General features: G+C 67.8%; 12 protein-coding genes. All 12 read right to left on the bottom strand.

The genetic code is table 11. The annotated features are described in order from the left end of the window. Window positions 1-40: 40 nt before the first annotated feature. A complete protein-coding gene (locus tag L6Q96_08440; GenBank protein MCK6554590.1) occupies window positions 41-1,438 on the bottom strand; it encodes a magnesium chelatase in 1,398 nt (465 codons plus the stop codon). Between the two features lie 78 nt (window positions 1,439-1,516). Next, the gene (locus L6Q96_08445) at window positions 1,517-1,978 is read right to left on the bottom strand and encodes an HIT domain-containing protein (GenBank protein ID MCK6554591.1); all 462 of its coding nucleotides are present in this window, start codon (window positions 1,976-1,978) and stop codon (window positions 1,517-1,519) included. 39 nt (window positions 1,979-2,017) lie between these two features. Further along, a complete protein-coding gene (locus L6Q96_08450; protein ID MCK6554592.1) occupies window positions 2,018-2,323 on the bottom strand; it encodes an integration host factor subunit beta in 306 nt (101 codons plus the stop codon). 8 nt (window positions 2,324-2,331) lie between these two features. Then, a complete protein-coding gene (locus tag L6Q96_08455; GenBank protein MCK6554593.1) occupies window positions 2,332-4,125 on the bottom strand; it encodes a 30S ribosomal protein S1 in 1,794 nt (597 codons plus the stop codon). A 7-nt stretch (window positions 4,126-4,132) separates the two neighbouring features. Next, complete coding sequence (cmk, locus tag L6Q96_08460) at window positions 4,133-4,819, bottom strand: (d)CMP kinase (protein MCK6554594.1); 687 nt, start codon at window positions 4,817-4,819, stop codon at window positions 4,133-4,135. Next, a complete protein-coding gene (aroA, locus tag L6Q96_08465; protein MCK6554595.1) occupies window positions 4,816-6,096 on the bottom strand; it encodes a 3-phosphoshikimate 1-carboxyvinyltransferase in 1,281 nt (426 codons plus the stop codon). Before aroA ends, cmk begins: the two co-directional genes overlap by 4 nt. Continuing rightward, complete coding sequence (locus L6Q96_08470; protein MCK6554596.1) at window positions 6,093-6,965, bottom strand: prephenate dehydrogenase/arogenate dehydrogenase family protein; 873 nt, start codon at window positions 6,963-6,965, stop codon at window positions 6,093-6,095. Before L6Q96_08470 ends, aroA begins: the two co-directional genes overlap by 4 nt. Beyond that, the gene (hisC, locus tag L6Q96_08475; GenBank protein ID MCK6554597.1) at window positions 6,955-8,079 is read right to left on the bottom strand and encodes a histidinol-phosphate transaminase; all 1,125 of its coding nucleotides are present in this window, start codon (window positions 8,077-8,079) and stop codon (window positions 6,955-6,957) included. The genes L6Q96_08470 and hisC overlap by 11 nt, the downstream gene beginning before the upstream one ends. A gap of 12 nt (window positions 8,080-8,091) precedes the next feature. Next, window positions 8,092-9,180: a prephenate dehydratase gene (gene pheA, locus L6Q96_08480; GenBank protein MCK6554598.1), complete on the bottom strand. Its 1,089-nt coding sequence runs from the start codon at window positions 9,178-9,180 to the stop codon at window positions 8,092-8,094. Between the two features lie 153 nt (window positions 9,181-9,333). Further along, window positions 9,334-10,245: a tRNA (adenosine(37)-N6)-dimethylallyltransferase MiaA gene (gene miaA / locus L6Q96_08485; GenBank protein MCK6554599.1), complete on the bottom strand. Its 912-nt coding sequence runs from the start codon at window positions 10,243-10,245 to the stop codon at window positions 9,334-9,336. 160 nt (window positions 10,246-10,405) lie between these two features. Then, window positions 10,406-12,283 (bottom strand): DNA mismatch repair endonuclease MutL, encoded by a 1,878-nt coding sequence (gene mutL, locus L6Q96_08490; GenBank protein MCK6554600.1) that lies wholly within the window; start codon window positions 12,281-12,283, stop codon window positions 10,406-10,408. Continuing rightward, window positions 12,280-13,683 (bottom strand): glucose-6-phosphate isomerase, encoded by a 1,404-nt coding sequence (locus L6Q96_08495; protein ID MCK6554601.1) that lies wholly within the window; start codon window positions 13,681-13,683, stop codon window positions 12,280-12,282. Before L6Q96_08495 ends, mutL begins: the two co-directional genes overlap by 4 nt. Window positions 13,684-13,804 lie beyond the last annotated feature (121 nt).

Below are 13,804 nucleotides of genomic sequence, written 5' to 3' on the forward strand. Positions count from 1 at the left end.
TCGTCAGGACGATGGCTGGGCGCCGGTCGTTAGCGGGTCATCAGGCGCGAAAGGCGTAACGGGCTCCCGAGCGGTCCTTGTTGAGTTTCTGATGCAAATGGAGGCCCTCGAGAATCAGCTCGGTAGCGGCGGCGATGAAACCGGGGCTTTCGGCATTACCGAGGCAGCGGACGATGTCGCGCAACCCCGGAATGGCGCTGACTCCTTCCATGTAATCCTCGGCGCGCATCGTGTCGGAGACCTCGACTCCCCAACCCTGGGCGAAGTAATCGATGACACTCCGGCACTCTTCGACGGTGAGCCACTTGTCGAACGCGCGCAGCACGGCGCGGTTGAGCAGACGCTCGACGAGATCGTCCGGCTTCTTGTCCTCGCCGGCGTATTCGAGTTCGATCTTGCCCACGGTCGACGCTACCAGGGCATGGAGGTCGGTGAGTCGCGGCACGACTTCACGCTCGCCGTTACGCACCGCACGTTTCTCGGCGTTACTGATGAGCGTCTCGTAGTTGTTTATGGTCACGCGGACGCTGACCCCGGATGCCTGATTGATCTCGTTGCAGCCGCGCGCTTCGAAGGTGAGCTGCGCGACGATCTCGGCCATGAACGCCGGCACGTGAACTTCGCGGTCGGGCCGTTCGAGGGCCGGCAGCTCCTGTTCCATGATGGCGATCTCGTCTTCGATGGTGCGCGGGTAGTGGGTGCGGATCTGCACGTCGAAGCGATCCTTGAGCGGCGTGATAATTCGGCCGCGGCTGGTGTAGTCCTCGGGGTTGGCGCTGGCCACGATGACGACGTCGAGCGGTAGCCGGATCTTGTAGCCTTTGATCTGAACGTCCTTCTCCTCCATCAGATTGAAAAGCCCGACCTGCACTTTCTCGGTCAGGTCGGGTAGTTCGTTGATGGCGAAGATGCCGCGATTGGTCCGCGGCACGATGCCGTAGTGGATGGCCTCTTCGTCCGCCAGGTAGCGTCCTTCGGCCACCTTCACCGGATCGATCTCGCCAATGAGATCGGCAATCGACACGTCCGGAGTCGCCAGCTTCTCCCCGTAGCGCGCTTCGGGTGCGATCCAGACAATGGGCAGGGCGTCGCCCTCCGCATCGAGTCGCCGGCGGCATTGTTTGCAGATGGGCATGAACGGGTGGTCGTTGATCGCGCAGCCTTGTACCGCGGGGACCAGCGGATCGAGCAGCGAGGCGAGGCCGCGGATGATTCGCGATTTCGCCTGTCCGCGTTCGCCGAGGAACACCATGTGGTGGCCGGCAAGAACGGCATTTTCGATCTCCGGGATTACCGAGTCGTCGAAACCGACGATGCCCGGAAGAATGCGTTCGTGCGCTGCCAGCCGTCGCAGCAGGTTGTTCCGCATTTCCTCGCGCACCGGGCGGACCCGGTAGCCTTCGCGCCGCAGTTCTCCCAGCGTCGCCGCCTGTGGTATCACGATCGGTAGCCTCTCTCTCCCCCGGTTCGCTCCGGATTATATAGGTCCGACCCCGACCATTAGGAACGCTATCGATCAACCGGCTTCGAGCGCCGCGAATCCGGGGGCGAGCCGGTCGTAGGTCGCCTCGAGGTGCTCGGGAATGACGCGCACCTCGGCGAGCATCGGCATAAAGTTGGTGTCGCCCACCCAGCGCGGGACGACGTGCCAGTGCAAGTGATCGACGATACCGGCGCCACCGGCGGCCCCCTGATTCATGCCGATGTTCAGACCTTGTGGTTGCATGGTCTCGCGCAGAAGCGCCACCGCCCGCTGCAAGACGTCCGACAAGAGGGTGGCCTGCTCGGCACTCAGCGTGGCGAAGTCGCCGTGATGAGCGCGGGGGGCCACCATCAGATGGCCACCGGTATAGGGAAAGCGGTTAAGCAGAACGAGGACAGGTTGCTGCACCAGCACCAGCGCGCCGCGGCGGTCCGGCGTCGTCGCGGCGTGACAGAAGATGCAGCCGGGAGGCTGAGGCGCCCCGACGTAGGCCATGCGCCAAGGGGCCCAGAGCACCTGCATAGGTCGGGTGGTTCAACTCTCCGCGCCCACCTCAGCGGGCTGCCCGTCGACGCGCAAGCGGAGTTCCTTGCCAACCTTGAAGAACGGCACGCGCTTGGCGGCCACCGCAACCGTCATGCCGGTCTTCGGATTGCGACCCTCGCGGGCGCGGCGCCGTTTGACCACGAAGCTGCCGAACCCGCGGATCTCGATACGCTCGTCTCGTCGCAGCGCCTCCGCCATGCTCCCAAAGACCGCGTTGACCATTACCTCGGCATCGCGCCGGGAGTATTGCGGGTAGCGTTTGACGACCTCCTCGATGAGGCCGCGCTTCGTCATACTCTGCCTCAGTCGTCCTTCTTGGGGGGGGCATCCTCGCCGCCCGGCGTCTGACGCGCAACCTCGTCGCGATCGAGCCGCAACTCCTGCCCGAGGATATCCTCGAAGGAGAAACGCGCCCCGGCACGTTCGCGCTGCAGATAAGACTCCATCTCCTCACGCTCTTCCGTACGGCGCAGCGCCTTGATGCTGAGGCCGATCTTGCGCTCCTTCGTGTCGATGCTCGACACTTCGGCTTCGACCTCCTGACCGGGCTGGAAGAGAGTCTGCGGCTTCTCGACGCGCTCGTTGCTGAGCTGCGAGACGTGGATGAGTCCCTCGATGCCATCCTCGATCTCGACAAACACCCCGAAATCCGTGACGCTCGTGACCTTGCCGCGCACCCGGCCGCCGGCGGGATAGCGCACCGACAGCGACGCCCAGGGATCCTCGGTCAGTTGCTTGACGCCCAGGGCAACGCGCTCGTTGGGCACATCGATATCGAGCACCACCGCCTCGATCGGATCGCCCTTCTTGTAGATCTCCGAAGGGTGCTTGACCTTGCGGGTCCAGTGCAGGTCGGAGACGTGCACCAACCCGTCGATGCCCTCCTCGATGCCGACGAAGACGCCGAACTCGGTGATGTGCTTGACGCTGCCCGCGACACGGCTGCCGACCGGATGGTCGATGCGGAGCAATTCCCAGGGATTGGGCGCCGCCTGCTTCAGGCCGAGGGAGATGCGCCGATTGACCGGATCGACGTCGAGGACGAGCACATCGACCTCCTGGCCGATCTCGACCACCTTTGAGGGATGCGTGACACGTTTCGTCCACGACATCTCCGACACGTGCACCAGCCCCTCGACGCCCGGCTCGAGTTCCACGAAGGCGCCATAGTCGGCGAGGCTGACCACCTTGCCGTGGATGCGGATGCCGATGGGATAGCGCTCGGAGACGCTCGACCACGGATCGGGTTGGATCTGCTTCATGCCGAGCGAGACGCGACCGCGTTCGGCGTCGTACTTGAGTACCACAACCTTGACGCGCTCGGCGACCTTGACAATGTCCGCCGGCTTGGCGACTCGCCCCCAGGACATATCGGTGACGTGCAGCAATCCGTCGATGCCCCCGAGATCGACGAACGCCCCGTACTCGGTAATGTTCTTCACCACGCCCTCGAGGATGACGCCTTCCTCGAGCACCTTCAGCGTTTCTTCCTTGAGAGCTTCGCGCTCGCGCTCCAGCACGGCGCGGCGCGACACCACGACGTTGCCGCGGGCCCGATTGAACTTGAGGATGGCGAAGCGGCCCCGCTGGCCAACGTACCGGTCGAGGTTGCGTGGCGGCCGCAGGTCGGCGTGCGAACCCGGCAGGAAAGCCGGAACGCCCACATCGACCTTGAGACCGCCTTTCACCTTGCCGACGATGGTACCCTCGACGGCGCCGTCGCGCTGGAATGCCTGCTCGATCTCCCGCCACACCTTGAGTTGCTCGGCCTTGGCGCGCGAGAGCTGCACCCCGCCGTGCTCCGTGTCGGTCCCGTCGAAGAAGACGTCAATCTCGTCGCCCTCGGCGACCAGGACGTGTCCGTCCCGATCCATGAACTCGTCGATGTTGATGACGCCCTCGGACTTGAATCCGATGTCCACCGTTACCGCGTCGCGCGCCACCTTGACGACGCGGCCGCGCACTACTTCGCCGGGACGTACGGCCTGCAGGCTCTGCTCGAAAAGCGCGCCGAAGTCATTGTCGCCGGCGGTGGCGGCGGCGTTCTGTTGCTGTTCCATGTTGTTGGTACCCCCAGGGGATGTGATGTCAGTCATATCTTCGTCAATTCTGCCTTGCAAGCGCCGCGATGCGTCGTCGAACGAGATCGCGCAGCCCGCAGACAACCTCCTCGATAGATTTTTCCGTGGTGTCGACCACGACGGCGTCGGCCGCCGGGCACAAAGGCGAGTGCGCGCGCCCACGGTCGCGCGCGTCGCGCTCGGCAATCTCTCCGGCCATTGCGGCAACGGCCGCGGCACCGGCGTCCCCGAGTTCGGCCGCGCGCCGCCGGGCGCGCTCCGAGGCCGACGCATCGAGGAACACCTTCACGGGCGCCTCCGGAAACACGACCGTGCCGATGTCGCGTCCCTCCATCACCACCCCACCACCGGCCCCCATCGTCCGCTGCTTCGCCACCAGGCGCTCGCGCACCGCCGGCACGGCCGAAACCCGCGAGGCCTGCTGCGCCGCCGCCGGGGTTCGGATCGCCCGGCTGAGATCACGGCCATTGGCGAGGACTCTGCCGCCGTCGCCCGCGTCAACGAACTCGATCTCCGTCCGATCGCACAGAGCCGCCAACCCACCGACGTCGCCGATCGGTACACCGCCCTCCGCCGCGAGCACTCCGATGACGCGGTACATCGCGCCGGTATCCACGTAGCGATACCCGAGCGCCGTCGCCAGTCGCCGGCTGACCGTGCTCTTGCCGGACCCCGCCGGCCCATCGATCGCGACGACGATCGCCGTCACCGCCGCAGTCCCTCCAGACAGTCGAAGTAGCCGGGAAAGGTCTTCGCCACGCAGCCGGGTTCCCGGATCGCGATTCCCGGCACCCGCAGTCCGATGAGAGCAAAGCTCATGGCGATGCGGTGGTCGTCGTAGGTCTCCACCGTGCCGCCCCGCACCTCCGAGGGTTCGATGACGAGGCCGTCGGGCCGCTCGGCGACGCGCCCGCCGAGCCGCCGCAGCTCGGTAGCAACGGCGTGCAGACGATCGCTTTCCTGCAGGCGCGCATGGGCGATGTTGCGAATGATCACCGGCGACCGGGCAAACGGGGCGATCGCCGCCAGCGTCGGAGCCGTGTCCGAGATGGCGTTCATGTCGACCTCGATCCCCGTCAGTGCGGCACCGCCGCGAACCTCGACGAAGTCGTCTCCGCGAACGACCCGGGCGCCCATGCGCTCGAGTACGTCAGCGAAGGTCACGTCGCCCTGCAGTGAATCTCTACCGAGGCCCGGAACCCGCACCCGTCCCCCCGTCAGCGCCGCCGCAGCCAGGAAGTACTGCGCACTCGATGCGTCCGGCTCGATACGATAGGCGCGCCCGCAATAGCGCTGCGGCGGCACGGCGAACGACCGGTAGCCGTCGCGTTCCACGTGCACGCCGAACGCCGCCATCATCGCCACCGTCATATCGACGTACGGGGGAGTCACCAGCGAACCCTCCACCGCGATGCGCACGCCGTGACGCGCGTATGGTGCGACCATGAGCACCGCGGAGAGAAACTGACTGCTGCGGGAACCGACGATCCGCGCGTTACCGCCGAGAAGACCGTCGGCCTCCACCAGTACGGGCGGCGTGCCGCCCCCACTCTCGCTGCGCGCGCGCCCCCCGAGCTGCCCGAGGGCGTCGAGCAGATCCTGGATCGGGCGCTCCCGCATGCGCGCGCTGCCGTCGACGCGGAACCGACCGTGGCCGAGACACAGTGCCGCCACGATAAACCGCATCGCCGTCCCGGCATTGCCGACGAAAAGATCCGCGGTCGCTGCCGGCACCGCGCCTCCGCAGCCACGCACGCAACAGCGCTCGGCACCCTCGGTTACCGCGACGGCGATCCCGAGACGGTGCCAGGCATCGAGCATGAAGCGCGTGTCGTCGCTGAAGAGCACGCCATCGAGCGTCGACTCGCCCTCGGCAAGAGCGGCAAGAAGCACCGCGCGATTGGTGATGCTCTTCGAACCGGGAACCCGCACCTCGCAATCGGGCGCCCGTTGCAGCGGAACGATGACGCGCACGTCCGTACTCACGGCGCCCCTCCCCCGCCGGCCGCGAACCACGACCGGCGCGCCGCCTGCGCACGCGTCAGGATCGCCGTCACTCGCGTGGCGTCCTGGGCGGCAACGGCGGCCCGCAATTCGGCCACCGCCCCCTCGAAGCCGACGATCGCCGCCTCGACCGCGGCCGCGTTACAGAGAAAGATGTCGGTCCAGGTCTCCGGCAAGCTGGCGGCCACCCGCGTGACGTCCCGCAGGCTCGGCCCACCCCACCGCTCCAGCGTCGCATCCTTATCCAGGATCGCCGTCACCGCACTGAAGGCCAGGACGTGCGGCAGATGGCTGGTCCATGCCAGCACGGCGTCGTGCCGCTCCGGCAGCATGGTCTCGACGCGCATCCCGACGGCCTCCCACAGCGCCCGGATACGAGCTACGGCCGCGGGCGTGGAACGCGCGCCCGGGGTCAGCACGCAGCGACTGCCGCGAAACAGTTCCGCGGTCGCCGCCGCCGCCCCCGAACCCTCGGTGCCCGCGATCGGGTGCGCCCCAACGAACGCCGGACCCGGCGCCAACGCCGCTTCCACCGCGGCAACCACGTGAGCCTTGACGCTGCCGACATCGGTGACGACGGCCCCCGGCCGGAGCGCCGGACCGCACTCCGCGGCAACCGCCGCACAGGCACGCACGGGCACCGCGAGCACCAGCAGGTCGGCATCGCGCGCCGCTTCGGCGGGATCGTGGCTGTAACGGTCGACGATGCCGCGCTCCAGCGCCGTCCTTAGGTTGGCCGCGCCGCGCCCGAGACCGACGATCTCGCCGACCACGCCGGCGGCGCGGGCAGCCAGCGCCAGCGAACCCCCGATGAGGCCGACGCCGGCGACGGTCATGCGCTCAAAACGCATCGACACCCGCTACTCCCTGGCGCAACACCTGTTCGAGCGCGGCGACACAGCGCGCGTTCTCCTCCGCCGTACCGACGGTGACCCGCACGTGCTCCGGAAAGCCGTACACACCCATGGGCCGCACGATGACACCGAGCCGCAGCAAGGCGTCGTAAACGCGCACACCGTTACCGACCCGCACCATCATGAAGTTCGCCCAGCTCGGCACCGTCTCGAGCCCGATGCGTTCGCACTCCCGCCTCAGGTAAGCCATGCCCTCGCGATTGCACGCTCGTGTCCGCTCCACATGGGCGTCGTCGTCGAGCGCCGCCAGCGCCGCGATTTGCGCCAGACTGCTCACGTTGAAGGGCTGACGCACGCGGTTCATCACCTCGACGAGCTCTGGCTGCGCGACGCCGAACCCCACCCGCAACCCGGCCAGACCGTAGATCTTAGAGAAGGTCCGCAGCGTAATGAGCAGCCGCCCCGGCCGGTGATACGTTAACGAGTCCGGATACTCGGGGTCGTCCACGAACTCGAAGTAGGCTTCGTCCATGACAACGATCGCCTGCGCCGGCAGGCCGACGAGAAACTCGTCCCACTGACGGCGACGAAAGATCGTCCCGGTCGGGTTGTTGGGATTGGCGAGAAAGACCATGCGCGTTCCCGGTCGCACGGCGTCGGCAATCGCTTCCAGATCGTGCGTGTAGCTGCGCAGCGGCACGAGATGCCCGACGCACCCGGCGGCCTGTACGACGATACGGTAGATGGCGAACGCCTGGTCGGCGATAACGGCCTCGTCGCCCGGCTGCATGAAGGTCCTGACCGCAAGCTCGATGATCTCGTTGGAGCCGTTGCCGACGATGACGGCCTCGGGCGAGACGCCGAGTTTCTTGGCCAGTGCGCGCTTCAGATAAAAGCAGTTGCCGTCCGGATAGCGGTGGATGTTAGGTAGCGCCCGCTGGATCGCCGCGAGCGCTTTCGGCGACGGCCCGAGCGGGTTCTCGTTCGACGCCAGCTTGATCGAATCGAACACGCCGTACTCGCGTTCGAGCTCCTCGATCGGCATGCCGGGCGGATAAGGAGCGAGTCCGTGAATGTGCTCGGGCACGAGTTGTCGAATGTCGATGGTCATGTTTCTCTCCCATCAAACCGGCGGCAACGCCGCCGGATACGACCCCAGAACCCGCACGAACAGACAGCGCCTGGCCAGAGCCGCCAGCGCACGAGCCACGCGCGGCTCGCCGGCGTGACCCACCAGATCGAGGAAGAACACGTACTCCCACGGCCTGCTCTTCAGGGGCCGCGACTCGATGCTGCACAGGTTGACGGCATTGTCGGCAAACGGCTTCAAGATGCGGTGCAGCGCCCCGGCCTCGTGCGGGGCGCCGAGCACGACGGACGTCTTGTCGTCGCCGCTCGGACGGCCGACACCGTCGCGGCCGATCACCAGGAAGCGCGTGTAGTTGTTGGGTTGGTCCTGAATGCCCGCCGCGAGAATCCGCAGACCGTAGCGCTCGGCGGCCATCCGCCCGGCGATCGCCCCTGCCCGGGGGTCGCGCGCGGCGATCTCCGCGGCGTGCGCGTTGCTCGCCGCTTCCACTTGCGGCACGCACGCAAGATGACGGGCCAGCCACTGGCGGCACTGACCTAGCGACTGCGGATGGGAGACGATCCGCCGGATGCCGCCCAGGCCGCGGGCACGACCCATCAGGCAGTGCTCGATACGCAACTGCGTTTCCGCCTTGATCGACAGCGGCGATTCGACCAGCCGGTCGAGAGTCGCCGTCACCACGCCCTCGGTCGAGTTCTCGACCGGCACAACACCGTATTCGGCCCGCTGCTGCTCCACCTCGTCGAAGACCGCGGCGCACGAATCCACCGGCACCACGGCGGCCAGCGACCCGAATTGCTGCTGCACCGCCTGATGCGAGAACGTTCCCAGCGGCCCGAGGCAGGCTATGCGAAGCGGCTGCTCCAGCGACAGACACGCCGCGATCACCTCGCGGAAGATGGGACGCAGACGCGCGGCGTCCAACGGCCCCCCGGTTGCGGCTCCGAGGCGCTGCAGGATGCGCTTCTCGCGGTCGGGGGTGTAAACCGTCGCCTGGTGATGGTGCTTTTGCTGGCCGATCTGCACCGCCAGGCTGGCGCGCCGATTCAGCAGCGCCAGCAGGCGGTCGTCGATGCGGTCGATTTTGGCGCGCAGGGCATCAATCGAGGTCGCGCGCGGCAAGAGGCTCCCCCGAAGACACCGGCCGATTGCACCGGCCACGAACGTCGGCCCACCCGACCGACGGCGTCGTGACGTTGATTCTACTCGGCGTCTTCATGGATTCGACAAACGATGGCTGTTGGTACCGCATGCCCGAACGGAATGCAACGATTGTTACGCGGCGTCAACCGCCAGACGCCAGAAGGCGTCGGCCCTGCGGATGACGTCCTCGGCCTCGGGCGACGTCCACCGCAGCCCCGCCATGCCGCGACACCAGGTCATCTGGCGCTTCGCCAGCCGCCGCGTCGCCTGCGCCATGTGGTCGCGCGCGGTCGCCAGATCGCACTCCCCGCGCACATACGCACCGATCTCGCGATAACCCGGGCTGCGCAACGCCGGCAACGCCGCATCGTACCCGGCCGCGAACAGCCGCCGCACCTCCTCCACCAACCCGTCGCGGATCATCGCCTCGCAGCGCACCGCGATCCGGGCGTACAACTCGGCACGCGGCAGAGTCAGCCCGAGCAGCAGCGCCTCGACGTCGCCGCCCTGGAAACCGTGCGCGGATTGCCATGAGCTGAGCGGACGTCCGCTCAATTCGTACACTTCGAGCGCCCGCACCTGCCGCACCACGTCGTGCGGATGCAGCCGCGCCGCCAGCGGCGGGTCGACCGTCGTCAGGCGCGCGTGCAACGACCCGGGCGCGGCGGCCTCGGCGGCAGTCAGCCGCGCTCGCACCGCCGGGTCGCGCCCGGGTACCGGCACAAGACCGCGCACAACCGCCTTCACGTACAGCCCCGTCCCGCCCACCAGCAACACGCGCTTGCCGCGCGCCGCGATATCCGCGATCGCAGCGCCGGCCAATTCCCGAAAGCGAGCGCAATCGAAATGCTCGTCCGGAGCGACGACATCGATCAGGTGGTGGCGCACGCGCGCCTGTTCCGCTGCGGTCGGCTTGGCGCTGCCGATGTCGAGCCCGCGATACACCTGCCGCGAGTCCGCGTTGACGATCTCGGCATCGAGCGCCGCGGCAACGGCGAGCGCCACCGCGCTCTTGCCGACTGCCGTCGGGCCAAGAATCGCCACGATCCGCGGGGGCCGGCAGCTGAAATCTGCAGTCCGAGAAGACATGGAGCACCGTGCGGGCAATTGGACTGTCGGGCCGTCAGGTTGTTAGCAACTCAGGGGGCCGCCCGGTAGGCGGCCAGGCCGCGGCCGCTTCGCCCCGGACTCGCCCCCGTTTCCCTCACGTGCGTCGGAACAAACGTTCCAGATCCCGCCGCGGCAACGTGACGAACGCCGGACGCCCGTGGGGGCAGTTCGTCGACAGCTCGATGCCGTCCATTGCCGCCAGCAGCGCCTGCACCTGAGTTCCCTTCAAAGCCTGGCCGACGCGCACCGCGCTGTGACAGGCGAGCCGGGCAATCACCGCCTCGGCTGCCTGCGCAATGCGACGCGAACGGCCGACCTCGGTTAGCTCCTCGGCCAGGTCGCGCACCAGCACTGCCGGATCACTGTCGCCCAGCAACGCCGGCACCGCCCGCACCGCCACCGTACTGCCCCCGAAACCGTCGAGCTCGAAGCCCAGATTCTCGACGTCGCCCCTGGCCTCCTCGAGCAGCGCCGCCGCCGCCGGACCGACGTCCACCACGACGGGCACCAGCAGGCGCTGGCGGGCCACGCCCCCGGCAACGTATGCGCTTCGCAGACGCTCGAACATCACGCGCTCGTGCGCCGCGTGCTGATCGATCACCACGAGAGCATCGGCGGTCTCGCACACGAGGTAGCCCTCGAAGGCCTGACCGAGCACCCGCAGGCGGGCGAAGAAACCCGGTGACTCCGCCGCAGCCGAGCCGCTGCCCCCCTCGACGACAACTGCACGCGGCCCGCCACCGGCAGGCATCTCCGCCGTTAACGGGCCGGGGCTGCCGTGAACGATCGCCCAGGAACCCGTCAGCGGCGCCGCGGACATCGCCGGCATCGTGTCGGGCCGCCACGGCGGCAACGGCGGCCGCAAACCCAGACCTAACTGCGCCGCCGTCATGGCCGCCGCGGCCGCTTCCGGCGCCGCCTCTTCCACCTCCGGCAGTGGCGGCCGATAGGCGCGCAACCGGTCGTGTACCGCACGCGTGATCAGATCGTGTACCGCCCCACCGCGCCGAAAGCGGACTTCCGACTTCGCCGGATGGACGTTGACGTCCACCTCGTCCAGCGGCACCTCGATGAACACCGCCACGGCCGGATAACGGCCGTGCATGAGCAACGTGCTGTACCCCGCTACGAGCGCATGGCTCACGAGTTTGTCGCGCACAAAGCGGCCGTTGACGTAAGTAAAGATCTGCCGGGCCGACGGAAAGCTCACCTGCGGGTTGGTAAGCCAGCCATGGATGCGACCCGCCGCGCCACGGCACTCGAAAGCTAGCATCCCTGCCGCGCGCTCGCGGCCGAAGACCTGCGCCACTCGCTCGGCACCATCGCCGACGGCGGCATACTCCAACAGCATCCGCGTCCCATGCCGCAGCGTAAAGCCGACTCTCGGCCAGGCCAGTGCCGTACGCGTCAACAGCTCGCTCACATGACCCACCTCGGTGGCCGGCGCCTTGAGGAACTTGCGGCGCGCCGGCACGTTGCCGAACAGGTCGACCACCTCCACTCGCGTCCCTGCCGCCGCACCGATTATTCGCTGGTCGACGATCTCCCCGGCGCGCACAACCACCTGCGCGGCACTCAGGTCCACGGGCCGCCGGGTCGTCAAAGTCGTGGTCGACACCGCACCAATGCTCGCCAGCGCCTCGCCCCGAAAGCCCAGCGTGCGGATGCGAAACAAATCGTCGGTCGTGCGCACCTTGCTGGTCGCGTGTCGCGCGAACGCCCGCGGCGCGTCGTCGGCACTCATGCCCTCGCCGTCGTCGATCACCGCAATGACCCCGAGCCCCGCGTCTTCAAGCTCCACCCGCACCTGCGTGGCTCCCGCATCCAGAGCGTTCTCGACCAGCTCCTTGACCACCGATGCCGGCCGCTCGACCACCTCCCCTGCCGCAATCTGCTCGGCAACATGCGGCGGCAGCACCAGAATGAGCCCCTCCCCAGGCGCGCCCACAAGATCAGCCTGCCGCACACTCACAACAGATACTCCGCACGCTTTGCCGCCAGCCACGCCCGCACCTCGTCGCGCTGGGCTTCGAACCCGGACCGCTCGAGTTGCCCGCAGGTCAGCCCCTCACTGTACTCGAGTCCCGGTTGCACGAACGGATCGACCCGGTGCAATCCCGCCACGAGAACCACGGCAAGTTCAAACGCGTGGAAAAGCTGACCCATCGTGAAAGCGTTCAGCTGCGGCAGCGTAATGACGCCGACCGGGCACCCGTGCACGCCCAGGGCAATCTCGGTGGCACGCTGCGAGGCGTTGAGCAGTTGGCCGAGACCCACGCCGCCCAGGTACCCGATGCCCTCGAGATCCGCGTAAGCTGCGGGCGCCGACACCTCCCGCCCATGGTCGTCGACGCGAATCATCAGGACCACCTTATCGCGCGGCCCTTCGACGAAAAGCTGCAAGACCGAGTGCTCGTCCGTCGCGCCGACGGCAACCAGCGGGGTCTGACCGACATGCACCTTCGCACCATCCAGCGTCTTGGCCTTGCCGAGGCTCTCGGCCCAGAGCTGCACGAACCAGGCACCGAATCCGCGGAGTCGCTCGCAGTAAGGCATCAGCACGCAGACGTTGCGACCGTGCCGCGTCGCCAGCAGGAACAGCAGCGCCGCCAGCAGATAGACGGGATTGCGCCACACCTCCGTCGGCTCGCAGCGGGTGTCCATCCATGCCGCGCCGGCGACAACGTCGTCGATACGTGCCCCACCGACGGCGGCCGGAAAGAGGCCCGCCGGACCGAGCACCGCGAACCGCCCACCCACCCCCGGGGGCATCGGCAGGGCCCGGAAACCCTCGTCGTGGACTATCTGCCGCAGCGAGCCGGCCTCCGTGTCGGTGGTAATCACGATCCGGCGCCCGTAGTCGACGGCCCCCAGACGCCGCAACAGCAGATCGCGCACGACCAGGAACTGCGCCATCGTGTCGGCCGTCTCCCCGGACTTGCTGATCACGTTGAACGTCGTTCGTTCGAGGTCGAGGCCATCCAGCAGACGGCCGAAGCTGCACGGGTCGACGGTGTCGGCGACCACCACTCTGGGCGACCCCCCCGCGAGCGCATCGACCAGCGCACGGGCGCCCAGCGCCGATCCGCCGATGCCGAGCACCACGATGGTGTCGCATTCGGGCCGGACCTCGGCGGCGAGTCGTTTGGTCTGGGCGACAAGACTCTTCCGATATGGCAGGTCGAACGCCGCCATCGCGCCGGCATCGCGCCGCGCCCGGAACGCGTATATGGCCTCGGAAAGGCGGACCGACAACGATTCCACCTCGTCGCGTGCCACCCCCTCGGACCCGATGATGTCGGCCATCATGCCGTTGACGTCGAGCCGCGCGCTCATCGCCTCGCGCGTCGCCCGGCGACGGTAGTCCGGCATGCGCGGTTCCTACCACCCACCCCGCACCATTACAAGGAATCGCCGGCGCCACCCCACAGCACCTGACCAGTCAAGCCACCCACCTCGGACGGAGCGTCACGCCGAATGACGCTCTGCCGTG

Source organism: Candidatus Binatia bacterium (assembly GCA_023150935.1).
Lineage (GTDB): Bacteria > Desulfobacterota > Binatia > HRBIN30 > HRBIN30 > JAKLJW01.